17 protein-coding genes are annotated in these 19,544 nt (G+C 30.7%); 7 read left to right on the forward strand and 10 right to left on the reverse strand.

Features of this window, described 5'->3' with window-relative positions:
- Positions 1-12 precede the first annotated feature (12 nt).
- Positions 13-879 carry a hypothetical protein gene (locus ACVC08_RS15545; protein ID WP_452597701.1) on the forward strand — a complete coding sequence of 289 codons (867 nt, stop codon included), beginning with the start codon at positions 13-15 and terminating at the stop codon, positions 877-879.
- Positions 880-992: 113 nt separating this feature from the next.
- A complete protein-coding gene (locus tag ACVC08_RS15550; protein WP_452597700.1) occupies positions 993-1,829 on the forward strand; it encodes a UDP-2,3-diacylglucosamine diphosphatase in 837 nt (278 codons plus the stop codon).
- A 1-nt stretch (position 1,830) separates the two neighbouring features.
- On the opposite strand, the gene ACVC08_RS15555 is transcribed toward ACVC08_RS15550, so the two are convergent.
- Both ACVC08_RS15555 and ACVC08_RS15560 read right to left on the reverse strand, forming a co-directional pair.
- A complete protein-coding gene (locus ACVC08_RS15555; protein ID WP_452602722.1) occupies positions 1,831-4,749 on the reverse strand; it encodes an FAD-binding and (Fe-S)-binding domain-containing protein in 2,919 nt (972 codons plus the stop codon).
- Between the two features lie 8 nt (positions 4,750-4,757).
- Positions 4,758-5,216, reverse strand: a complete 459-nt coding sequence (locus ACVC08_RS15560; RefSeq protein ID WP_452602723.1) for an Lrp/AsnC family transcriptional regulator — start codon at positions 5,214-5,216, stop codon at positions 4,758-4,760.
- 159 nt (positions 5,217-5,375) lie between these two features.
- On the opposite strand from ACVC08_RS15560, the gene ACVC08_RS15565 reads away from it, so the two are divergent.
- The 5 genes from ACVC08_RS15565 (at position 5,376) to ACVC08_RS15585 (ending at position 9,473) form a co-directional block, all read left to right on the forward strand.
- A complete protein-coding gene (locus ACVC08_RS15565) occupies positions 5,376-6,191 on the forward strand; it encodes a 2-oxoadipate dioxygenase/decarboxylase family protein (RefSeq protein WP_452602724.1) in 816 nt (271 codons plus the stop codon).
- Positions 6,192-6,324: 133 nt separating this feature from the next.
- Positions 6,325-6,810: a hypothetical protein gene (locus tag ACVC08_RS15570; RefSeq protein WP_452602725.1), complete on the forward strand. Its 486-nt coding sequence runs from the start codon at positions 6,325-6,327 to the stop codon at positions 6,808-6,810.
- A 63-nt stretch (positions 6,811-6,873) separates the two neighbouring features.
- Entirely contained in the window at positions 6,874-7,440 is a 567-nt protein-coding gene (locus tag ACVC08_RS15575; protein WP_452602726.1) for a hypothetical protein, read from the forward strand.
- 45 nt (positions 7,441-7,485) lie between these two features.
- The gene (locus tag ACVC08_RS15580) at positions 7,486-8,388 is read left to right on the forward strand and encodes a sugar phosphate nucleotidyltransferase (RefSeq protein WP_452602727.1); all 903 of its coding nucleotides are present in this window, start codon (positions 7,486-7,488) and stop codon (positions 8,386-8,388) included.
- Positions 8,382-9,473: a phosphotransferase enzyme family protein gene (locus ACVC08_RS15585; RefSeq protein ID WP_452602728.1), complete on the forward strand. Its 1,092-nt coding sequence runs from the start codon at positions 8,382-8,384 to the stop codon at positions 9,471-9,473. Before ACVC08_RS15580 ends, ACVC08_RS15585 begins: the two co-directional genes overlap by 7 nt.
- Here ACVC08_RS15585 and ACVC08_RS15590 read toward each other — a convergent pair.
- From ACVC08_RS15590 to ACVC08_RS15625, 8 genes are all read right to left on the reverse strand, one after another.
- On the reverse strand, positions 9,456-10,862 hold the full coding sequence (locus tag ACVC08_RS15590; protein WP_452600154.1) for a Gfo/Idh/MocA family protein: 1,407 nt from the start codon (positions 10,860-10,862) through the stop codon (positions 9,456-9,458). The two genes, ACVC08_RS15585 and ACVC08_RS15590, sit on opposite strands and share 18 nt — an antisense overlap.
- Before the next feature lie 90 nt (positions 10,863-10,952).
- Entirely contained in the window at positions 10,953-12,098 is a 1,146-nt protein-coding gene (gene bshA / locus ACVC08_RS15595; RefSeq protein WP_452600153.1) for an N-acetyl-alpha-D-glucosaminyl L-malate synthase BshA, read from the reverse strand.
- A 46-nt stretch (positions 12,099-12,144) separates the two neighbouring features.
- On the reverse strand, positions 12,145-15,069 hold the full coding sequence (locus tag ACVC08_RS15600) for a glycoside hydrolase family 3 N-terminal domain-containing protein (RefSeq protein ID WP_452602729.1): 2,925 nt from the start codon (positions 15,067-15,069) through the stop codon (positions 12,145-12,147).
- A gap of 433 nt (positions 15,070-15,502) precedes the next feature.
- Positions 15,503-15,988: an ABC transporter ATPase gene (locus tag ACVC08_RS15605; RefSeq protein ID WP_452602730.1), complete on the reverse strand. Its 486-nt coding sequence runs from the start codon at positions 15,986-15,988 to the stop codon at positions 15,503-15,505.
- Between the two features lie 48 nt (positions 15,989-16,036).
- Positions 16,037-17,548, reverse strand: a complete 1,512-nt coding sequence (locus tag ACVC08_RS15610) for a PH domain-containing protein (RefSeq protein WP_452602731.1) — start codon at positions 17,546-17,548, stop codon at positions 16,037-16,039.
- The gene (locus ACVC08_RS15615; RefSeq protein WP_452602732.1) at positions 17,541-18,050 is read right to left on the reverse strand and encodes a PH domain-containing protein; all 510 of its coding nucleotides are present in this window, start codon (positions 18,048-18,050) and stop codon (positions 17,541-17,543) included. Before ACVC08_RS15615 ends, ACVC08_RS15610 begins: the two co-directional genes overlap by 8 nt.
- A 41-nt stretch (positions 18,051-18,091) precedes the next feature.
- Positions 18,092-18,883 carry a (Fe-S)-binding protein gene (locus tag ACVC08_RS15620; RefSeq protein ID WP_452600148.1) on the reverse strand — a complete coding sequence of 264 codons (792 nt, stop codon included), beginning with the start codon at positions 18,881-18,883 and terminating at the stop codon, positions 18,092-18,094.
- A gap of 6 nt (positions 18,884-18,889) precedes the next feature.
- On the reverse strand, positions 18,890-19,537 hold the full coding sequence (locus ACVC08_RS15625; RefSeq protein WP_452602733.1) for a hypothetical protein: 648 nt from the start codon (positions 19,535-19,537) through the stop codon (positions 18,890-18,892).
- Positions 19,538-19,544: the final 7 nt, after the last annotated feature.

Genomic DNA, 19,544 nt, shown 5'->3' on the forward strand with positions numbered 1-19,544 from the left:
AAACCCAACACTATGAAATTATACAAATACACTTCACTATTTTTAATTACCTTATTTACAATAACTTCTTGTTCTGATGATAATAATTCTGATAACCAAGGAGGAAATGGTGGTGGTGAAGAAACAGCTACAAACGCAAATTACTATCCTTCTACTTTAAATGATTTTTGGAAATATGATGTAGCAAATACTAATAATGATACTAATGAAACTACGAATACTACAGATGACATTTCTGTAGCTACAGAAACAGCAACAAACTTTACATTAGAAGCTAACAACAATACTGTTGCTAATGGAACCATGAATGGTTTATTAACAACAACTACATTATCGCGTACTAACACAAAATTAATTATAAATGGTAATTTAGAGTTACCTCCTGCAATTAGTGATTTAATTGAATTTGATATTAATTTAAATAATATAGCATTATATGATGTCGATGCTAATAATGGAACAGAATTATCTACTACTACAAATACTGTACAGCAAGATTTTAACGGATTTCCAGTTAGTATTACTTATGTTATAACAACAAAAGCTTTAGGGAGTTCTGCTTCTATGAGTTTAAATGGAGAAACTTACAATGATGTTTTAAAAGCTAACTTTAAAGTTAATTTAAAGGTTGTTACAACAGTTACTGTTGCAGGTTTCCCTATAGATATCGATATTATAGAGCCTCAAGATGCTATATCTATTGATAACTTTTTTGCAAAAGATATTGGTTTAGTTCGCTCTGAAGCGAATTCTGGATATTCTATTAGTGCCGCAGCTATTACAGCATTAGAAGCTGCCGGAATAGATTTAGGGGGTATTCCTACTTCTATATCTACAACTAACATACAAGAGTTAACAGATTATATGGTTGCAGAATAAACTTTATTTTCTACTAAATAATAGGGTTTAGTTTTTAATAAACATTAAATAACTGACTGCTAACATTTAAGTAATAATAGTGCGCGTATTTTGTATAACAAAACACGTGCACTTTGAATTTAAAACGCAAAATAGAAGTAGTTGTTATCTCAGATGTTCACCTCGGAACTTTTGGTTGTCATGCTAAAGAGCTACTAACTTACCTAAATAGTATCGATCCTAAAAAAATAATTTTAAATGGAGATATTATAGACATTTGGCAGTTTAAAAAACGCTACTTTCCAAAATCTCATTTACGCATTATTAAAAAAATAATGGATTTCGCTGCAGATGGTGTAGAAGTAATATATATTACTGGAAATCATGATGAAATGCTTCGTAAATTTAGTGGAACTACAATTGGTAATATTTCTATAGTAGATAAAAAAGTCTTAGATCTAGATGGTAAAAAAGCTTGGTTTTTTCATGGAGATGTTTTCGATGTTTCCATTCAAAATGCAAAATGGTTAGCTAAGCTTGGTGGTTATGGTTACGACTTACTTATTTTAATTAATCGTGCAATAAATTGGGGATTAACTTATTTAGGTAAAGAGCGTTATTCGTTATCAAAAAAAATTAAAAACAGTGTAAAAAGAGCGGTTAAATATATTAGCGATTTTGAAACCGTTGCAGCCGATTTAGCTATAGAAAATGGTTATGATTATGTTGTTTGCGGACACATACACCAACCCAAAATGCTACTTAAAAAAAATAAAAATGGCCAAGTTACCTACTTAAATTCTGGAGATTGGGTAGAAAACTTTACCGCTTTAGAGTACCAGTTTAAACGTTGGAAAGTGTACAATTATAATAATGACAAACGTACGCCTTTCTTTGCAGATGAAGACATTAAAGAGATGGATATGCAAGATTTAATTGCGGCTATAACTATTGTAAAGCCAAACGACTAGTTTATAATAAGGCTTCTTTTAAAATACTTATTGGATGCATAGCCTCTCTAGAAGTTCCATCTTTAATTTGATGCCTACAACTTGTACCATTAGCAGAAATTATGGTGGTTTCTGGCGCTTTTCTTATAGCAGGAAATAAGGTTTGCTCTCCAACATCCATACTAACCTTATAATGTTCCTTTTCGTAACCAAAACTACCTGCCATACCACAGCAACCGCTTGGAATAATAGTAACTTTATAGTTTTTAGGTAAATTTAAAACATTAAAACTGTGTATTTGGTTACTTAATGCTTTTTGATGGCAGTGCCCATGTAATTTTATAGTTTTCACTTCTGTTGTAAACTGAGTCTCCTTAATATTACCAATAGCAATTTCATTACTTATAAACGCTTCGATTAAAAAGGTGTTTTTCGCTATTTTTTTTGCTGAAACTTTATCTTCTGCTAGCTTTAAATATTCATCTTTAAATGTAAGAATTGCTGATGGTTCTATACCTATAAGTGGGGTTTCTTTTGTTATTAAATCTTTATAAAGTGTAACATTTTTATTAGCAACTTTTTGTGCTTGTTTTAATAAACCTTTAGATAAAAATGTGCGTCCAGATTCGGCATTTTTTATTAATTCTACATTGTATCCTAAAGCATTTAACAGGTGTAAAGCATCCACACCTATTGTTGTGTCTAAATGATTAGTAAATTCGTCATTAAACAAATAAACTGTTTTTTTAAAATTACCTTTAACTATTTTATTTTTAAATACTTGAAATTCTTTATTTAAACTTTTACTTGACAGCAAAGGTAAACTTCTTTCTTTAGCAACATTAAGCGATTTTTTTAATATTGAAGCTGTAAAACTATTTGAAAATAGAAAATTTGTTAAACCTGTAGAGAATCTTCCTAATTCATTTAATGTATTATTGTAAGCAAAAAGTTTTGTTCGTAATGATACGCCATTTGCTTTTTGATATTGATACTGAAACTCTGCTTTTAAACTCGCTACATCTACACTACTTGGGCACTCGCTTGCACAGGCTTTACAACTTAGACATAAATCGAAAACCTCCTTTAATTCTTTATGGTTAAACTTATTCGTTTTTTCTGACTGTGTTAAAAACTCTCGCAACGTATTTGCTCTTGCTCGCGTTGTATCTTTTTCATTACGAGTTGCACGGTAACTAGGACACATTGTACCTCCAAATTCTGGCGCCTTTCTGCAGTCTCCAGAGCCATTACACTTCTCTGCTTCTCTTAAAATACCAAGAGAATCGGAAAAATCTAAAAGTGTTTCTATTTCTGGTTCCTTTCGTCCTGCCTCATATCGTAAGGCTTTATCCATAGGGTATGCGTCTACAATTTTACCTGGATTAAAAATATTATAAGGATCGAAAGTAGATTTTACTCGTTTTAATAACTCATAGTTAGCTTCACCTATCATTAATGGAATAAACTCAGCTCTTACTATACCATCTCCATGTTCTCCACTAAAAGACCCTTCATATTTTTTTACAAGTTTAGCTACATCTGTAGTTATTTCTCTAAATAATACAACATCCTCAGTTTTCTTTAAGTCTAGTATAGGTCTTAAGTGTAATTCTCCAGCGCCAGCGTGTGCATAGTATACAGCACTTTGGTTAAACCCTTTCATTAGTTGAGTAAATTCTGTAATGAAATTTGCTAAGTCTGGTAGTGCTACCGCAGTATCTTCTATACAGGCTACTGCTTTTTTATCGCCAATAATGTTACCTAGTAAACCTAAACCAGCACTTCTTAATGCATTGGCTTTATTAATAGCATTTCCATATAATATTGGATTTGCATAACTTAACTTAGAGGCTTCTATAGCTTTTATAAGTGTATTGGCTTTGTTCTGTGCTTCTTCTAATGTTTTTGCTCTAACTTCGCACATTAAAATGGCCTCTGGGTCTCCTTCTATAAACGAACGGTTTTCTTGCTGGGTTGCATTACGTTTTGTACAGTCTAAAATGGTTTTATCCATCATTTCGCAAGTAAATAGATTATGTTTCATAGCTGGTTCTACAGCTTTTAAACAGTTTTCTATACTGTTAAAGTGTGCAGCTACCATAACGCCTTCGTTTGGCGGAAGCTCATCTAACTTAAGTGTTATTTGCGTTGTAAATGCTAAAGTACCCTCACTACCTGTAAGCAGTTTACACATATTAAAGGCTTCAGTTGTTTCTGTAAATAATTCTGTATTTAATAACTCGTCTACTGCATAACCTGTGTTTCTTCTATGAATTTCTGGTTTTGGGAAATTGTCTTTTATCTCCTTTTGCGTTTCTTTTGAAGCTAACTCATTATATATTGTTTTGTATATATGGCCTTCTAAACTGCTTAGTTGCTTTTTTTCTTCAAAATTTTCTGGACTTATCTCAGCAAATACAGCTTCACTGCCATCACTAAGTATGGTCTGTAGTTCTATAACTTTATCTCTTGTTACTCCAAATTGAATAGAGGTCGTTCCTGAAGAGTTATTCCCTACCATTCCACCAATCATGCACCTATTAGAGGTTGATGTGTTGGGACCAAAAAACAGTCCAAATGGCTTTAAATAGTTATTTAATGCATCTCTAACAACACCTGGTTGTACTGTAACTGTTTTTTTAGACTCATTAATGTCTATAATTTTAGTAAAATGCTTAGAAACATCTACAACGATACCTTCTCCTACACACTGTCCTGCAAGAGACGTTCCTGCTGTTCTTGGAATTAATGATGTTTTGTGTTCTTTAGCAAAAGCTATTAATGTTTTTAAATCTTGTTTATGCTTAGGGTATGCCACAGCCATTGGTAACATTCTATATACAGAGGCATCTGTTGCATAAAGCGTACGCATTAAAGTGTCGTAATGTAGTTCTCCTTCTAAAAGAGTATTTAATGCTTCTAATTTAGTGTTTTCCATTATTTTATTTAAGAAATTACTGGTATAGATCTATTAAAATTTGTTGTAAAACAGATGAATGAATCTGTACCTCCAACTCCATCTATTTCATGTATTTGATTATACAAAACTTGTCTTAAATGATCGTTATCTTTAGCATAGATTAATACGAAGATCGCATATTTACCTGAGACATAATTACATTCTTTAATTTCTGGTATTTTTTCTAAATAATCTACAACTTGTGCTGCTAACCGAGCTTCCTTTAACCTAATGCCTACATAGGATTTTGTACTATACCCAATTTTCTTTTCGTCTAAAATTAAATCTGCTTTTTTTATAACGCCATCATCTTTCATTCTTTTAATACGTTGATGCACTAAAGAGTTTGAAATTTTTAAATCTTTAGCAATTTTAGAGTATGCTTTTCTAGCATCTGCTTTTAATTCGGATATAATTTGTTTATCTATGTAATCAAGTTGACTCATTTGTCACGAAAATTTAAGTTTAAAAAATCAAATTAACTATTATTCAATTCAATAGAAGTCTATTTTAAAAAATATCAACTATCAATAAACAAAAGTAATCAATTAATGCCGTATAAATAATTAAATTGATTTAATTTTGCTTGCATAAAATTTATAGTTATGACTACTACAGTATTATTTAACAAGTTATGGAATGAATACGTTGAGCGTACACCTTCTGCTCAAAAAGTAAAACAGTTATTTGAATCTCAAGGAAACACTATTGCAAACGATCATGTTGCTTTTAGAACTTTTGATGACCCTAGAGTAAATATTAATGTTTTAGCTACAGCATTTATTAACAATGGTTACGAGTTTAAAAACGACTATCATTTCCCTAAAAAGAAATTATATGCAAAACATTTTGAACATAAAACCGACAAAAATGCGCCTTTGGTATTTATTAGCGAATTGATAACTAGTGATTGTTCTATAGAGACACAATCTATTATTAAAAACACTTTAAACACTGTAGATTTTAGTACAATAAATGCAGAAGAGTTAGTGTTTTCTGGTCGTTTATGGAGTACCCCTTCGTTTGAGTTATATAATACTTTATTAAACGAATCTGAATATGCCGCTTGGTTATATGTTAATGGTTTTTGCTCTAATCATTTTACAATAAATGTAAATGAGTTAAGTACATTTAATACTCTCGAAGAAGTCAATGCCTTTTTAAAAGAAAATAATTTTAAGATGAATGTTTCTGGAGGAGAAATTAAAGGAAGTCCTGAATTACTTTTAGAGCAATCTAGTATTTTGGCCGATAAAATAAATGTGCGTTTTGAAGAAGGCGTAAAAGAAATAACCTCTTGTTATTATGAGTTTGCATATAGGCATATTACTAAAGAAGGAACTCTTTTTAAGGGGTTTATAGCTAATTCTGCTGACAAAATTTTTGAAAGCACAGATGTTAAGCTCAATAAGCTAGTTTAAAAAATACACAGAAGTAAAAATATATTTACCTTTTTGGCGTTATTTTTGTAATTAACTTCTTATTAAAAAAATATGATCTATTTTTACTAAATGAATCGTATATAGATTTTAATTAAACTAAAACTAAAAACTTATGAAAAAATTATTTTTATTAGCCGTATTCGTATTAGGAGCTATAACTTATACAAACGCGCAAAGTATCTCGGACAATGCCATAGGATTACGTTTAGGAGATAGCGATGGTTTTGGAGCAGAAATATCATACCAACGTGCTTTAAATAGCAATAATCGTTTAGAGTTTGATTTAGGATGGCGCTCTGGAAAAAACTATGACGGCTTTAAGCTTGCTGGTTTATACCAATGGGTTTGGCAATTAGATGGTAATTTTAATTGGTATGCCGGTGTAGGTGGTGGTATTGGATCGTATAGTTTCGATTCTCCAATACCTGGCGGAGACGATAGCGAGTCTTTTGCATTTGCAGCTGGAGATGTTGGTATAGAATATAATTTTGATATTCCGCTATTAATTTCTCTAGATTTTAGACCAGAACTAGGTTTTGGAGACTTTAGAGACGATTTGGATTTTGATATTGCGCTTAGTTTAAGATACCAATTTTAAAACAAATAAAAATATATACTAAACCACCTTTTTAAGGTGGTTTTTTTGTTTAATTTAGTTTTTATGAAAAAAACTGAAATTATTTTATTTATACTCATAATCATTTCATTTATAATGAAGATTATGAATTTACCATACAATACACTATTAATAACGTTTTCTACGATACTATTAGCATTTTTGTACCTAACCTTTGGCTTTGCTTTATTAAATGGTATTAGGTTTAGAAACATTTTTAAACCAGAAGGCTACAAAACTGTTTCCATTTTACGAATTTTTGCAGGTATTGCTTTAGGTTTCGTTTTATCTACACTAGTTATTTATTGTTTGTTTAAACTTCAATTTTGGCCCTATGGACAACAAGGGCTGCAATTAAGTTTAGTAATGTTAGCTATAGTAGTCGCAGTAATGTTTGTTTTTTATTTTATGGGTAGAAAACAATTTTTAAAAACTAACCAAGTTAGGCTACTAATTATTGGGATATTAAGTTTATCTCTATATTTTACAAGTAGTGATAATCTTGTAGATTTATATTATGGTGATAATCCTGAGTATGCTAAAGCTTTTAAAGATTACTTAAATAATCCTAGCCCTAATGCAGAAAAACCAGAATATTACGATATAGAATAATAGCACTACTCTTTTTTAAATACATTTTAGAAGACTTTATAATCTATGAAACAACAAAAAGCATTAGCAATAATGGCCGCTGGATTAGGCTCTAGATTTGGTGGTTTAAAACAGCTACATTATATTACACCTAACCACTACTCTATTATAGATTTCTCAATCTATGATGCTATTCAAGCTGGATTTAATACTATAATTTTTATACTAAGAAAGGAGATTTTAGATGAATTTAAAGATCGCTATGAAAATACATTCGATACTTCTGTTACCATGCATTTTATTATACAAAGCAATGACAGCATAACTAATAAATATAACCATCAAAGAAAAAAACCTTGGGGAACAGGACATGCTTTATTAACATTAAAAGACGTTGTTACTAATAATTTTGCACTAATTAATGCTGATGATTTTTATGGCAGATCTGCTTTTGCAACAATGCATGATGCGCTTTTTAATTTTGAAACAAAAAACAGGAATTTCTTTTTAGGTTATGCATTAGAAAACACACTTTCTAGTAACGGAAGCGTATCTCGAGGAGAATGTGTTATAGATAATAATAGCCTATTAATAGATATTACTGAAAGAACCGAAATTAAAGCGCAAAACTCTGGTATTATTACTTATATAGATTTAGATACTAATGAAGTACAATTACCAGCAGAAACGATTGTGTCTATGAATTTTTGGGGATTTTCACCTGAAATATTTAAAATTGCAACAAATCAATTTAATCAGTTTTTAGAGACTCCTAAAATTAAAGAGAGTTCAGAGTTTTACATTGCTCAAATTGTTGATTATACCATAAAAAATAATTTAATGACCTTTAAAATGTTATCTACAGCATCACAATGGTATGGCATTACATATAAAAGCGATATCGATAATGTTTCTAACAGTATTTCAGAATTAATTAAACAGGGTGTTTACCCTAAGGAATTATGGTAGCTCTAAAAAACTTACAGGTTATAGCCAATCAATTTAATATTCAATCTGGTTTAAAAAAAATAAAGGCACTTGAATCTGGACATATAAATGACACTTATTTAGTAACTTCAAACAGTAACGAGCATTATGTTTTACAGAAATTAAATGCAACTGTTTTTAAGGATGTAGAAAGTATCATCGCAAATAAAACAGCTGTTAGTGAGCATTTAAAGCAATTAGAATCGTCATACAAATCTGTACGTTTTATAAAAACCATAAATTTAGAATCTAGTTTTAAAGATAGTGATGGTAATTATTGGAATATGATGGAATATATTTCTAATAGTGTTACTCATGACATTGCAACTAATACAAAAATGGTGTTTGAAGCTGGTAAACTCTATGGAGATTTTATTAAACAGACCGCATCTTTATCTTCTAATATTATAAAAGAAACTTTACCCGACTTTCATAGCGTTCCGTTACGTTTTTTACAGTTTGAAGCGGCTCTTAAAAAAGCCTCTAAGGACAATAAAGCCAATGCCCAAAAAGAAATTAATTTTGCTATACAATGCAAAGAAGAAATGATGGAATTAGCTAGGCTAAAAGATAATGGTGCATTTCCTATAAGAGTAACACATAATGATGCAAAATTATCTAATATATTGTTTAACCATAATGAAGAAGGTTTAGCTGTTATAGATTTAGATACAATAATGCCCGGCATTATTCATTTCGATTTTGGAGATTCTATACGCTCTATATGCACTAGTGCTGTTGAAGATAGTGACGATTTTGATAATGTTTCTATTAAACTAGACTACTACAAAGCTTTTTGTGAAGGGCATGCACAATCTACAAAAGGTATTTTAACGCCTCAAGAGATAAATTATTTACCTCTTGGGGTTAAAACAATAATTTTTATAATGGGATTACGTTTTTTAACAGATTACCTTAATAACAATATTTATTATAAAGTAAAATATGCGTCGCATAATTTAACACGCTGTAAAAATCAATTTAAATTAGTTAAAAGCGTACAAGAGCATTACAATAACATTATAGAAATAACGAATAAATGTTATAACTTAAATAATATCTCTTAATACTTCTGCTTTTCTATATTTTTCCCATGTTCCACCTGTAAAATCTGGAATTTTTGTACTTGCGCTTTCATTAGCTACAGATATTTCAGACAATGGTGTTATAGCACTCCACAATACGCTATCGTATAAGTTTATATCTAAAGGCAAGCCTTCGTTTAAACAGCGAATAAGTCTATAAATCATTACAAAATCCATTCCTCCATGTCCAACTGCATTAGCATCTATTTGTGTTTTTAGCTTATTCCATAACGGATGATCGTATTTTTCTCTATAACTTTTATACTCTTCTTCTTTTAACCAATTATGTCCCCAGTATTTTAATTCAGGTTCATTAATAAATAGTCTAGAGGGATAACCTTGGTGTACTGCTTTAGTTCCTGTTAAGGTATTTAATCTGGAATATGGTCTTCCTGTATGTACATCAAACTGAAGCATTATACTCTTGCCTTTTTTTGTTCTAATTAAAGTTGTATTCATATCTCCACAGGCAAATTTAGAGAACTTACTATTTTGCTCTTTTGCAGCCATAGAAAGGCTTTGTTCTCTAGAGCTCATAGACACTAAATGATCGTAATTATCGCCTCTACCAATATCCATATAAAAACTTACAGGCCCAAGACCATGTGTTGTATAAAAGTTACCGTTTCTTTTTTCGTGATGTTTAATACGCCATTGGTCTTCATAATAAACATCATCTAACATGTGTTTTCTTAAATCATGAATGTATGCTCCTTCTGCATGGTTTAAATCGCCAAAGACACCTTGGTCTACCATATTTAAAACCCATAACTCTTCTCCATTAAAGCAACAGTTTTCCATCATCATACAATGTTTTTTTGTACGCTCTGCTGTTTCAATAATTTTCCAGCAGTCTTCTAATGTATAGGCTATAGGTACTTCACAGGCTACATGTTTTCCTTTCTCCATACCATAAATAGACATTTCTGTATGGTATTTCCATGGTGTTGCTATTATAAGTAAGTCTATATCGTCTCTATCTGCAACTTTTTTCCATTCTTCTTCTCCTCCAAAATATAAATCGGCTTCTTTATCTTGAATCTTTTTTAAATAGGTATTGTTTTTTTGAACTTTATCCTCTTTTAAGTCTGAAAGAGCTGCAATCTCGGCAAAGTTATTTTTTATTAAATATTCAAACATTTGAATTAAAACACTTCCTCTATTTCCAAGACCTATTATACCAACTCTAACCTTACTAATAGGGGCTGCTTTTAGGTTTACGACAGCGCCTGTTGCTTTGCTATTTAAAAGTAAAGCATTTGCTTCTTCTTTATCTATAATAGTCTCGTCTTTGCAGCTACTTAGTACAGGGGATAGCCCTAAAAACAAGCTTGCTCTTGCACTTAAATTTAAAAAGGATTTTCTATTCATGATATCTTTAGTTTTAAGTAAGGAAAGTTATTAAAATAAAACTACTTCTTAAAATAAAAGATTATGAATACTTAATATCTAGAAAAAGGCTTAATTAACTTCTTCTCTTATGCATTTAGATAATGTTGCTTCGTAAATAGCTTCATATTGTGGTACTATTTGAAGAATATCAAATTTAGCTGCTTGTGCTTTTGCATTAACTTTAAACGTTTCGAGTAAGTGCTCATCTTTAAGAATGTTTATTGCATTTTTACTCATAGCTTCTATATCTCCTACATCGCTTAAAAAACCTGAGAATCCGTTTTCATTAACTTCTGGTATACCTCCTGTATTACTAGATATTACAGGAACTCCAGACGCCATAGCTTCTAATGCAGACAACCCAAAACTTTCGGTTTCACTTGGTAATAAAAATAGGTCTGAAAAACAAAGAATACGGTCAATCTCATTACTATTTCCAAAAAACACAACTTTGTTAGATATGCCTAATTCTCTACAAAGCCTTTCTGCTGGTTCTCGTTCTGGTCCTTCTCCAACCATCATTAACTTGGCAGGGATTTCTTGCTGTATTTTATAGAATGTATTAATAATATCTGGTATGCGTTTTACTGGCCGCATATTGCTAATGTGTGTAATAATTTTTTCATTATCATTAGCCATCATACCACGTTGACAGTCTGTAAAACCATGTTTAAATTTCTTTAGATCTATAAAATTGGTTATTACATTAATGTCTTGTTTTATATCAAATAAACGTAAAGTATCTTCTTTTAAGCTATGAGAAACTGCTGTTACTGCATCAGATTTATTTATACTGAATGTTACTGCTGGTTTATAGAACGGATGGCTTCCTACTAAAGTTATATCTGTACCGTGTAATGTTGTTACTATTGGTACATATATATTATCTTCTCTCAACATTTTTTGAGCCATATATGCCGCATAGGCATGTGGTATAGCATAATGTACGTGCAATACTTCTATTTTATGAAGTTTTACCATATCTACCAACTTACTCGACAAAGCAAGTTCGTACGGCTGATAATGGAATAAAGGATACTCTGGTACATTAACCTCGTGGTAGTGTACATTGTTTCCTAATAATTCTAATCGAACAGGTTGATTATAGGTTATAAAATGAATGTTGTGACCTCGTTTAGATAGTTCTAATCCTAATTCTGTAGCTACAACTCCACTACCTCCAAACGTGGGGTAACATACTATTCCTATTCTCATGTTTTATATTACTGTGTTTTTTTGATTGATTATATTTTATTACAGTTTATTCTATAATGGCATCATAGATAGCCGCTTGAATGTCTGTTCTTATGTTTTCTCTTAATAACCTATTTTTCCCTTTAGATGTTGGGTATGTTCTATTTGCTAAAAATACATATACCAATTCTTGTTCTGGGTCTGCCCATGTATAGGTTCCTGTAAAACCTGAGTGACCAAAACTCGTCATAGATACACAGCCGCAAGTTGGTCCTTCTTCTCCTAACTGAGGTTTATCGAACCCAACTCCTCGCCTCACTTTCTTACTGCAATAATAACAAGTGTTAAACTTATTTATTGTTTCGGTTTTTAAATAACGCTTACCTCCATAATATCCTTTTTGCAAGTACATTTGCATGATTTTAGCAATATCGTTAGCGTTACTAAAAACCCCAGCATGTCCTCCTACACCGCCTTGCATTGCTGCTCCCATATCGTGCACGTAACCGTGTACTTTTTGAAATCTATAGTAATCGTCTATCTCTGTCGGAACTATATGCTTATTACTTACATTTTTGTATGGATTATATACTGTATAATTTGCGCCTAGGGATTTGTAAAAATGATCTTGGACTAATTCATTTAATGGTTTATCGTAATGTTTTTCTATATAACGCTTTAAAATATAATAAGGTAAGTCGCTATAACGATAACGTAAACGGCGTAACAAATCTGTATCTTTAATTAGTTTTGGTATAGAATCTTGGTAATCGCTACGCATGTATAGATTATTAGCCACTTTTACATTAAACTTTTTACTTTTAGTTTTACTGTAATATTCTGGAGATGGTTTTTTGGTTACAGAGTCTAATGTTGCATAATAAAATGGAATCCAAGGTTTTAGTTGTGCATAATGCGACAACATTTTCTTTATTGTAATATCCTTTTTATTCGATTCTTTATATTCTGGTAATATTGTTGATAATTTAGTATTTAATGAGACAATGCCTTTTTCTTCTAATTCCATTAATAATGGTAATGTTGCTACAATTTTAGTTAAAGAGGCAATATCGTAAATGTCATTGTATTTTACGTTTTCACTATTTTTATCATACGTATGTTTTCCAAAGTTTTTATTGTAAATAACTTTCCCTTTTCTTGCTATTACTAATTGAATTCCTGGTGTCATTTTGGCACTTACGGCATAATTAGCGATAGAGTCTATTTTTTTTAGCTTTTCGGAGCTAATCCCTACGCGTTCTGGTACAGTATAGCCTAATCGTTGAATTGCTGTGTTATGTATTCCTTCTCCTTCTTTAAAATATTGTCCTGCTGATACTGGTAGGTTTCCTTTAGAGGCTAATGCTCCAAAAATAATTTGTGCCGATTTTTCTTGTGCTATTTTACTGTTTTGATAGCTTACTATTACACTTTCTATGTTTGTAATTGTTTTAATATCTAGCAGCGCATAAGGTTTTGCAAAAACGTTTAAAATAACATTATTTGTTCTTGCTATTTCGTATAACCATGTTAGCTCTTTATTAGAAAATTTATGATCTTTCCATGGGTTTGCATTAGATTTATGATATCCAATAATGACTGTATTATACGCTCTTAGGCGTGCTATTAATTCATCTAAATTATCTGCTTTTATCTCGTGTATTTCTGTGTAGTTTTTAAGTGTTCTTAAAAACGGTTTACCATCATCGTCCCCTAATTTAACGTAGGCAATTTTTTTAGTTTCTAAATGACGTAAAGGCAGTACTTGGTTAGAGTCTTTTACTATTGTAATAGCATTTTCCATTAGGGTTTCGTAAAGGATATCGTCTTTTGCTCTATTTAAATCTTTTACTAAGTTATGGATTCCTATTGGAGAGTATTTATTTAATCCTACTTTATACTTTGCTTGTAATACTTTTTTTACAGAGTGTGCTAAACGGTCTTCGGTTATTGTTCCTTTATTATATGCTTCGGTAAGTTTTTCTATACCTATGGCTACATTACTAGACATTAACATGACATCGTTTCCTGCCAAAAAGGCCACTAAATCTATATCTCCTGGTTTGCTAAAATTAGACGCTCCTTTCATTGTTAATGCATCTGTAAAAATAAGCCCTTTAAATCCTAGACGTTCTTTTAATATAGTAGTGACTATGTTTTTAGATATTGAAGATGGGTACCCATCTCTAGGTTCTAAACTTGGTATATTTAAATGCGCTACCATAACGCTAGACAAGCCTTCTTTTATTAATTTTTTATACGGGTATAGTTCTACTGAGTCTATTCGTTTTTCATCGAAATCTACCGTTGGCAATGTTTTATGCGAATCTGCCGAGGTGTCTCCATGTCCTGGAAAATGTTTTGCATTAGCTAAAACGCCAGTGCTTTGCATCCCTTTCATAAATGCTAATGCTTTATTGGTTACATTGTCTCTGTCCTCTCCAAAAGAACGGTTCCCTATTATTGGGTTTTTTGGATTGGTATTAATATCTACTACTGGTGCAAAGTTAAAATGAACTCCTAAACGTTTGCAATGCTCTCCTAACTGCTTCCCTGTTTGTTCTATTAGTCTATTATCTTTTATAGCTCCCAACGTCATATTCCATGGAAAAGAATATGTAGAATCTAAACGCATACTTAGCCCCCATTCTGCATCCATACCTATTAATAATGGTATTTTAGAAACTGCTTGTAATTTGTTATTTAATCTTGCTTGGCGGACTGGACCTCCTTTTGAGTAGATAATCCCCCCTATTTTATGGTCGTTGATAAGTTTTACTATTTTCTTTTTTTCTTGGGGTGTTTGACTAGAAAAAACCTGAACCATGTATAGTTGCCCTATCCTCTCTTTTAACGATAGTGAATTATAAACACTGTCTACCCACTTTTTTTGACCTTCAACGTCTTTTGCTAGTAATGGATTATTTGTAGTTTGAGCATAGAAAGTGCTCGTTATTAAACTGAAAAATATAAGAAAAAATAATTTGCGCATAAATAATAGGGTTTAATAGTTGTTCTATTAGTATTTACAACTAAAAACTATGCCAAATTAGTATATTTCCTACGATTATTAAAGACTTTAAGATAGTTTTATAAAGAAGTAATTAACCATTATAAAGTTTTATACACGATTATGCGACTTTAGATACAAATTGCGTAGCTTCTGTATACATTTTTCTGTATTAAATCTGTTTGTTAGCGCTGTTAAACTAATCTTTTTTATATGCTTTACCTAGTCCGTTTAAAGGTTTTTCACCCTCTATTATTAAGTCGTTTGAGAGGTTGTGCTTTGTTATAAAACTAATAACTTCTTCTTTTCGATTTTTTAAACTCAAATTAGCTGACAATTAGCTATTCAGGTTCTATTAAAATCAAAATAGCCAAACTCAATATTAAAATAATACCGTTTTTGGCTATTGTTATTTTTAATTTAAAAAACGATTATGCCAACTCTCGCAAGCTGGTACTTCCCAGTTTTCTTTTAACTCGGCAATGTTTGTAACTAGATTATTGAATACTATTGTTTTTTTAGAAACTGCTTTTTGCTTAGCCATTGTTCTAAAATCTGTTAATGTTTTATGCGCTACAAATTCACCTTGCTTGTAAGAGACATTCATTTTATCCATTAAATCAACATTATATGCTTTTTCTAACTCTTGAATAAAATGTACAGAAGCATCTATAGAACAACCTGTTGCTGCTTGTATATCTTGGTCTAAAGCGATTATTATAAATCGTTTATATCTAATTTCGTATCCTGCTTTTAAGTCGCTACCATGAGCTGTCCAATTAGTAATAAATATATTAAGTTTTTCTTTTATTTCTTCTAATTCAGCTTCTGAAAATGAACGATTGGCTTGGTAAATCCAGACTCTTGACGTTTCTGGTAAAGTGTTAAATTCTACTAACATATATATTGTGCTGTATTTTTAAATTGTTTGTTGTACAAAAATACGATTTTACATCCAATCTAACCGTTGAGATTCTACCTTATACAATAAGTAATCTGCTATTGTTTTTGCTTGTTGCGCCTTAACATAAGGAATAGTTATTGTTTTTGATGATGTTGCAATTTTTACAGATGCTATATATCTACGTTTTTGAAAAATACTTTGTACAATACTTACAGTTTGTATTTTATGAATTTCTAACAGCTCTATACTAGAGCTTAATACACCTCCACTACCTACAGATAAATAATTGTCGTCCATAGTATAAAATGCTTTGTTGTATCTAGATTGTATTGCTAATATTAGGTATGGAATAAATAGTAAGTTAACCAACCAAAAATAGATTTCAAAAAAACTAAAAGCTAGTGTATTAATGATAATTAAAACAGGAATTGTTTTTAAAATTAAAATTCTTTTATAATACCATTCTGGTTTATAGCGCTGCAAATCTTTATTAAATGTACTATATAAACGTTGTACTAAATAATCTATTTGTGCTTTTCCTAATCCTATAATTGAAAAATGTTTCTGTTCTTTTTTTGCAACCATAGCTTGTTTAAAGTTCATGGTGTGCAATCCAAGATATTGCTTTACTTTATTTGTTGTAATTTGAATATTTTGTATTCTAGATGGTGTAAGGTTTAAAGACACTTTATTTAATAAGCCTTTTGTTATTTCTATACTTTTGTTATTGTCAACAACTTTTAGGTTATAATTAACAATTACAGTTTTTATTAGTGATACTAAAAAAGTGGTGATTACTAAAACAATTATAATAAAAGAGTTAAACAGAAGCATTTTTAGAAACGAGCTTTCATCCATTTTAAACCATTCTCCAAAATAATCTTGCCAATCCAATTGCTTTACAAAATCCTTAAAATTAGTGTAAAGCCCGCCTATAAAGGCTACAATAATAAAGAAACTCTGTAAATGATTTTGACTAATACCTTCTAGTAATAGTTTTTTTATAGAGGCTTCATAAAACACATTATTTTTAGCGCTTTCTCTCTCTTGGGGTTCAACAATTTCTGTATCTATTATTTTAGAGTTTAAAAATAGGGCTTCTTTTAATTGTAATGCTTTTTTACGTTGTAATGCTGCTATAGAAATCTCTGTACTATTGTCTCCTGCTGTTTCTATATTTACTTGTACTACATTTATTAATTGCTGAAATATATTTTGTTTTATATATACGTTTTGAATTTTTGATTTTGGTATTAAAATGGTTTCTTTTTTTAAAATACCAGTAGATAAATGGAAATCGTCCTTAGAAATGTAAAATGTAAAGTTTAAGTATTTTAAAATTGCCTTAATTAACATTATTAAAATAACACCTGCAAATAGTAGCATTATACGGTTTTTTGAAAACCCAAAGACACTGCCTTTTTGGAATAGACTGTACGTAAATACAAGCAGTAACGTAATACTCTTTTTTACAAATTTATAGGTATTAAGTACAAATAATACTAGAATTCCTTTAACAGATTGCCGGCTAGGGTTACTAAAATCAAAGTCATTCATTTAACTTACTTGTTATATGATCGTTTAATCTATTTGCAACATCTATTGGTAAGCCTTTTATAGATAAATCTTCTCCTGAGTCTCCCGCAGAATAGATATTAAGTGTTGCTAAATTTAATTTTCTTGCTAAAAAGGATCTAGAAATTTCAATATGTTGTATTCTAATAAATGGTAATGTAGTAATCTTGTTTACCAAAAGCCCTTTAGTGTATATTATATCGTGTTCTCTTAAGGCATAGCCCCGTTTAGAAAATGCTAAAATGGTTGTAATGCTATTTATAAGAAAGGCTGCGCTAATAGTAATTATCACGGGTATAAAAGAAAACTCTATTTCTTTAAATTTTGGAGATTGTTTTAATACAAAAAGTACCATTATTATAATAGCGTATATAATTACTCTATTAAATAATAGTACTTTTAAATATGTTTTAGAAACAGGTTTATATGTTATAGATTCTAGTGTTGGTAACTCGTCTATATTTATCTGTTCGTTTTTAAACATTCATAATTATTTAAAATATTTAGGTGCCATACACCTACCTTTTATAAATCTTTTGCATTAGCAATTAATTCTGCTATATCCATGACTTCAATGTCTCCTTCTTTTTCTTTCCCTTTTACTCCATCTGTCATCATTGTATTACAAAAAGGACAACCAGCTGCTATAATTTGTGGTTTAGTTTCTAGTGCTTGTTCTGTACGTTCTATATTAATGTCTTTATCTCCTTTTTCTGGCTCTTTAAACATTTGCGCTCCTCCAGCTCCACAGCATAAGCCTCTAGATTTACAGCTTTTCATTTCTACTAGTTCTGCATCTAACTTACGTATTAAATCTCTTGGAGCTTCGTATACATTATTTGCACGACCTAAATAACATGGGTCATGAAATGTTATACGTTTTCCTTTAAACTGACCGCCTTCTATAGTTAACCTTCCGTCATCCAGTAATCCTTTTAAAAACTGTGTATGGTGAACAACATCATAGTTACCACCTAATCCAGGGTATTCATTTTTTAATGTGTTAAAGCAATGTGGACATGCTGTAACTATTTTTTTTATTTCGTAAGCATTCATTACCTCGATATTAGTAACGGCTTGCATTTGAAATAAAAATTCGTTTCCTGAGCGTTTCGCCGGATCTCCTGTACAACTTTCTTCTGCTCCTAAAACAGCAAATTCTACATTTGCCTTATTTAACAATCTTACAAACGCTTTAGTTATTTTTTTAGCTCTATCATCAAAGCTTCCAGCACATCCTACCCAAAATAGTACTTCTGGTTGTTTGCCTTCTGCCATAAACTCCGCCATTGTAGGCACCTTTAGTTGTTCGCTCATGATTTGTTAATTAGTTTTTGTTTGTTTTTTACTCTCTAACATTAAATTTTGATTGTATGCTTTAGCATTTTCAAGAATTTCTACCGATAATATTTGAAAAAAAATTGGTGAGTCTGGATCGTAATTTAATGTCTTCCACGACTTATTTGTTGAATCGTCTTTTATAAAAATGATTAGTCTATCTTTCATTAATACATTCAATGTATTGGTTGATAAAAATTCTACATCCATGCCTTGAATTTTCATCATTTTCTTCATTGTCTCTTTTTGCTCGTCTGAAAACGTCTTATTATTAAACGTCATTTTCATTTTTAAATCGTAAGATAAAAAAGCATAGTCTGCCTTAGTTTCTTCATCTTTGAATATACCTGACAATTTATAGTTAGGAATCTCATTAGGAATTTCTATTGCAAATTCATCGTTACCCTCAAACATCGATTTTATAATAGGCAACATCGATTCTTTTGGAACTATTTCGAAAAGCTTTGGGTAAGTCATGTCTAATAAAGTGTCAAAATCTTTATTATTTACACTCTCAAATATTTTTATTGCAATTGTATCTAGTTCCTGTGATGCTTTATCATCTTGAGCATAAAGCTCTGCAAAGCCAGTAACTAAAAACAGAGTAACAATTAATGTTTTTATTATATTCATGAACTTA

The organism is Pontimicrobium sp. MEBiC06410, assembly GCF_053601615.1.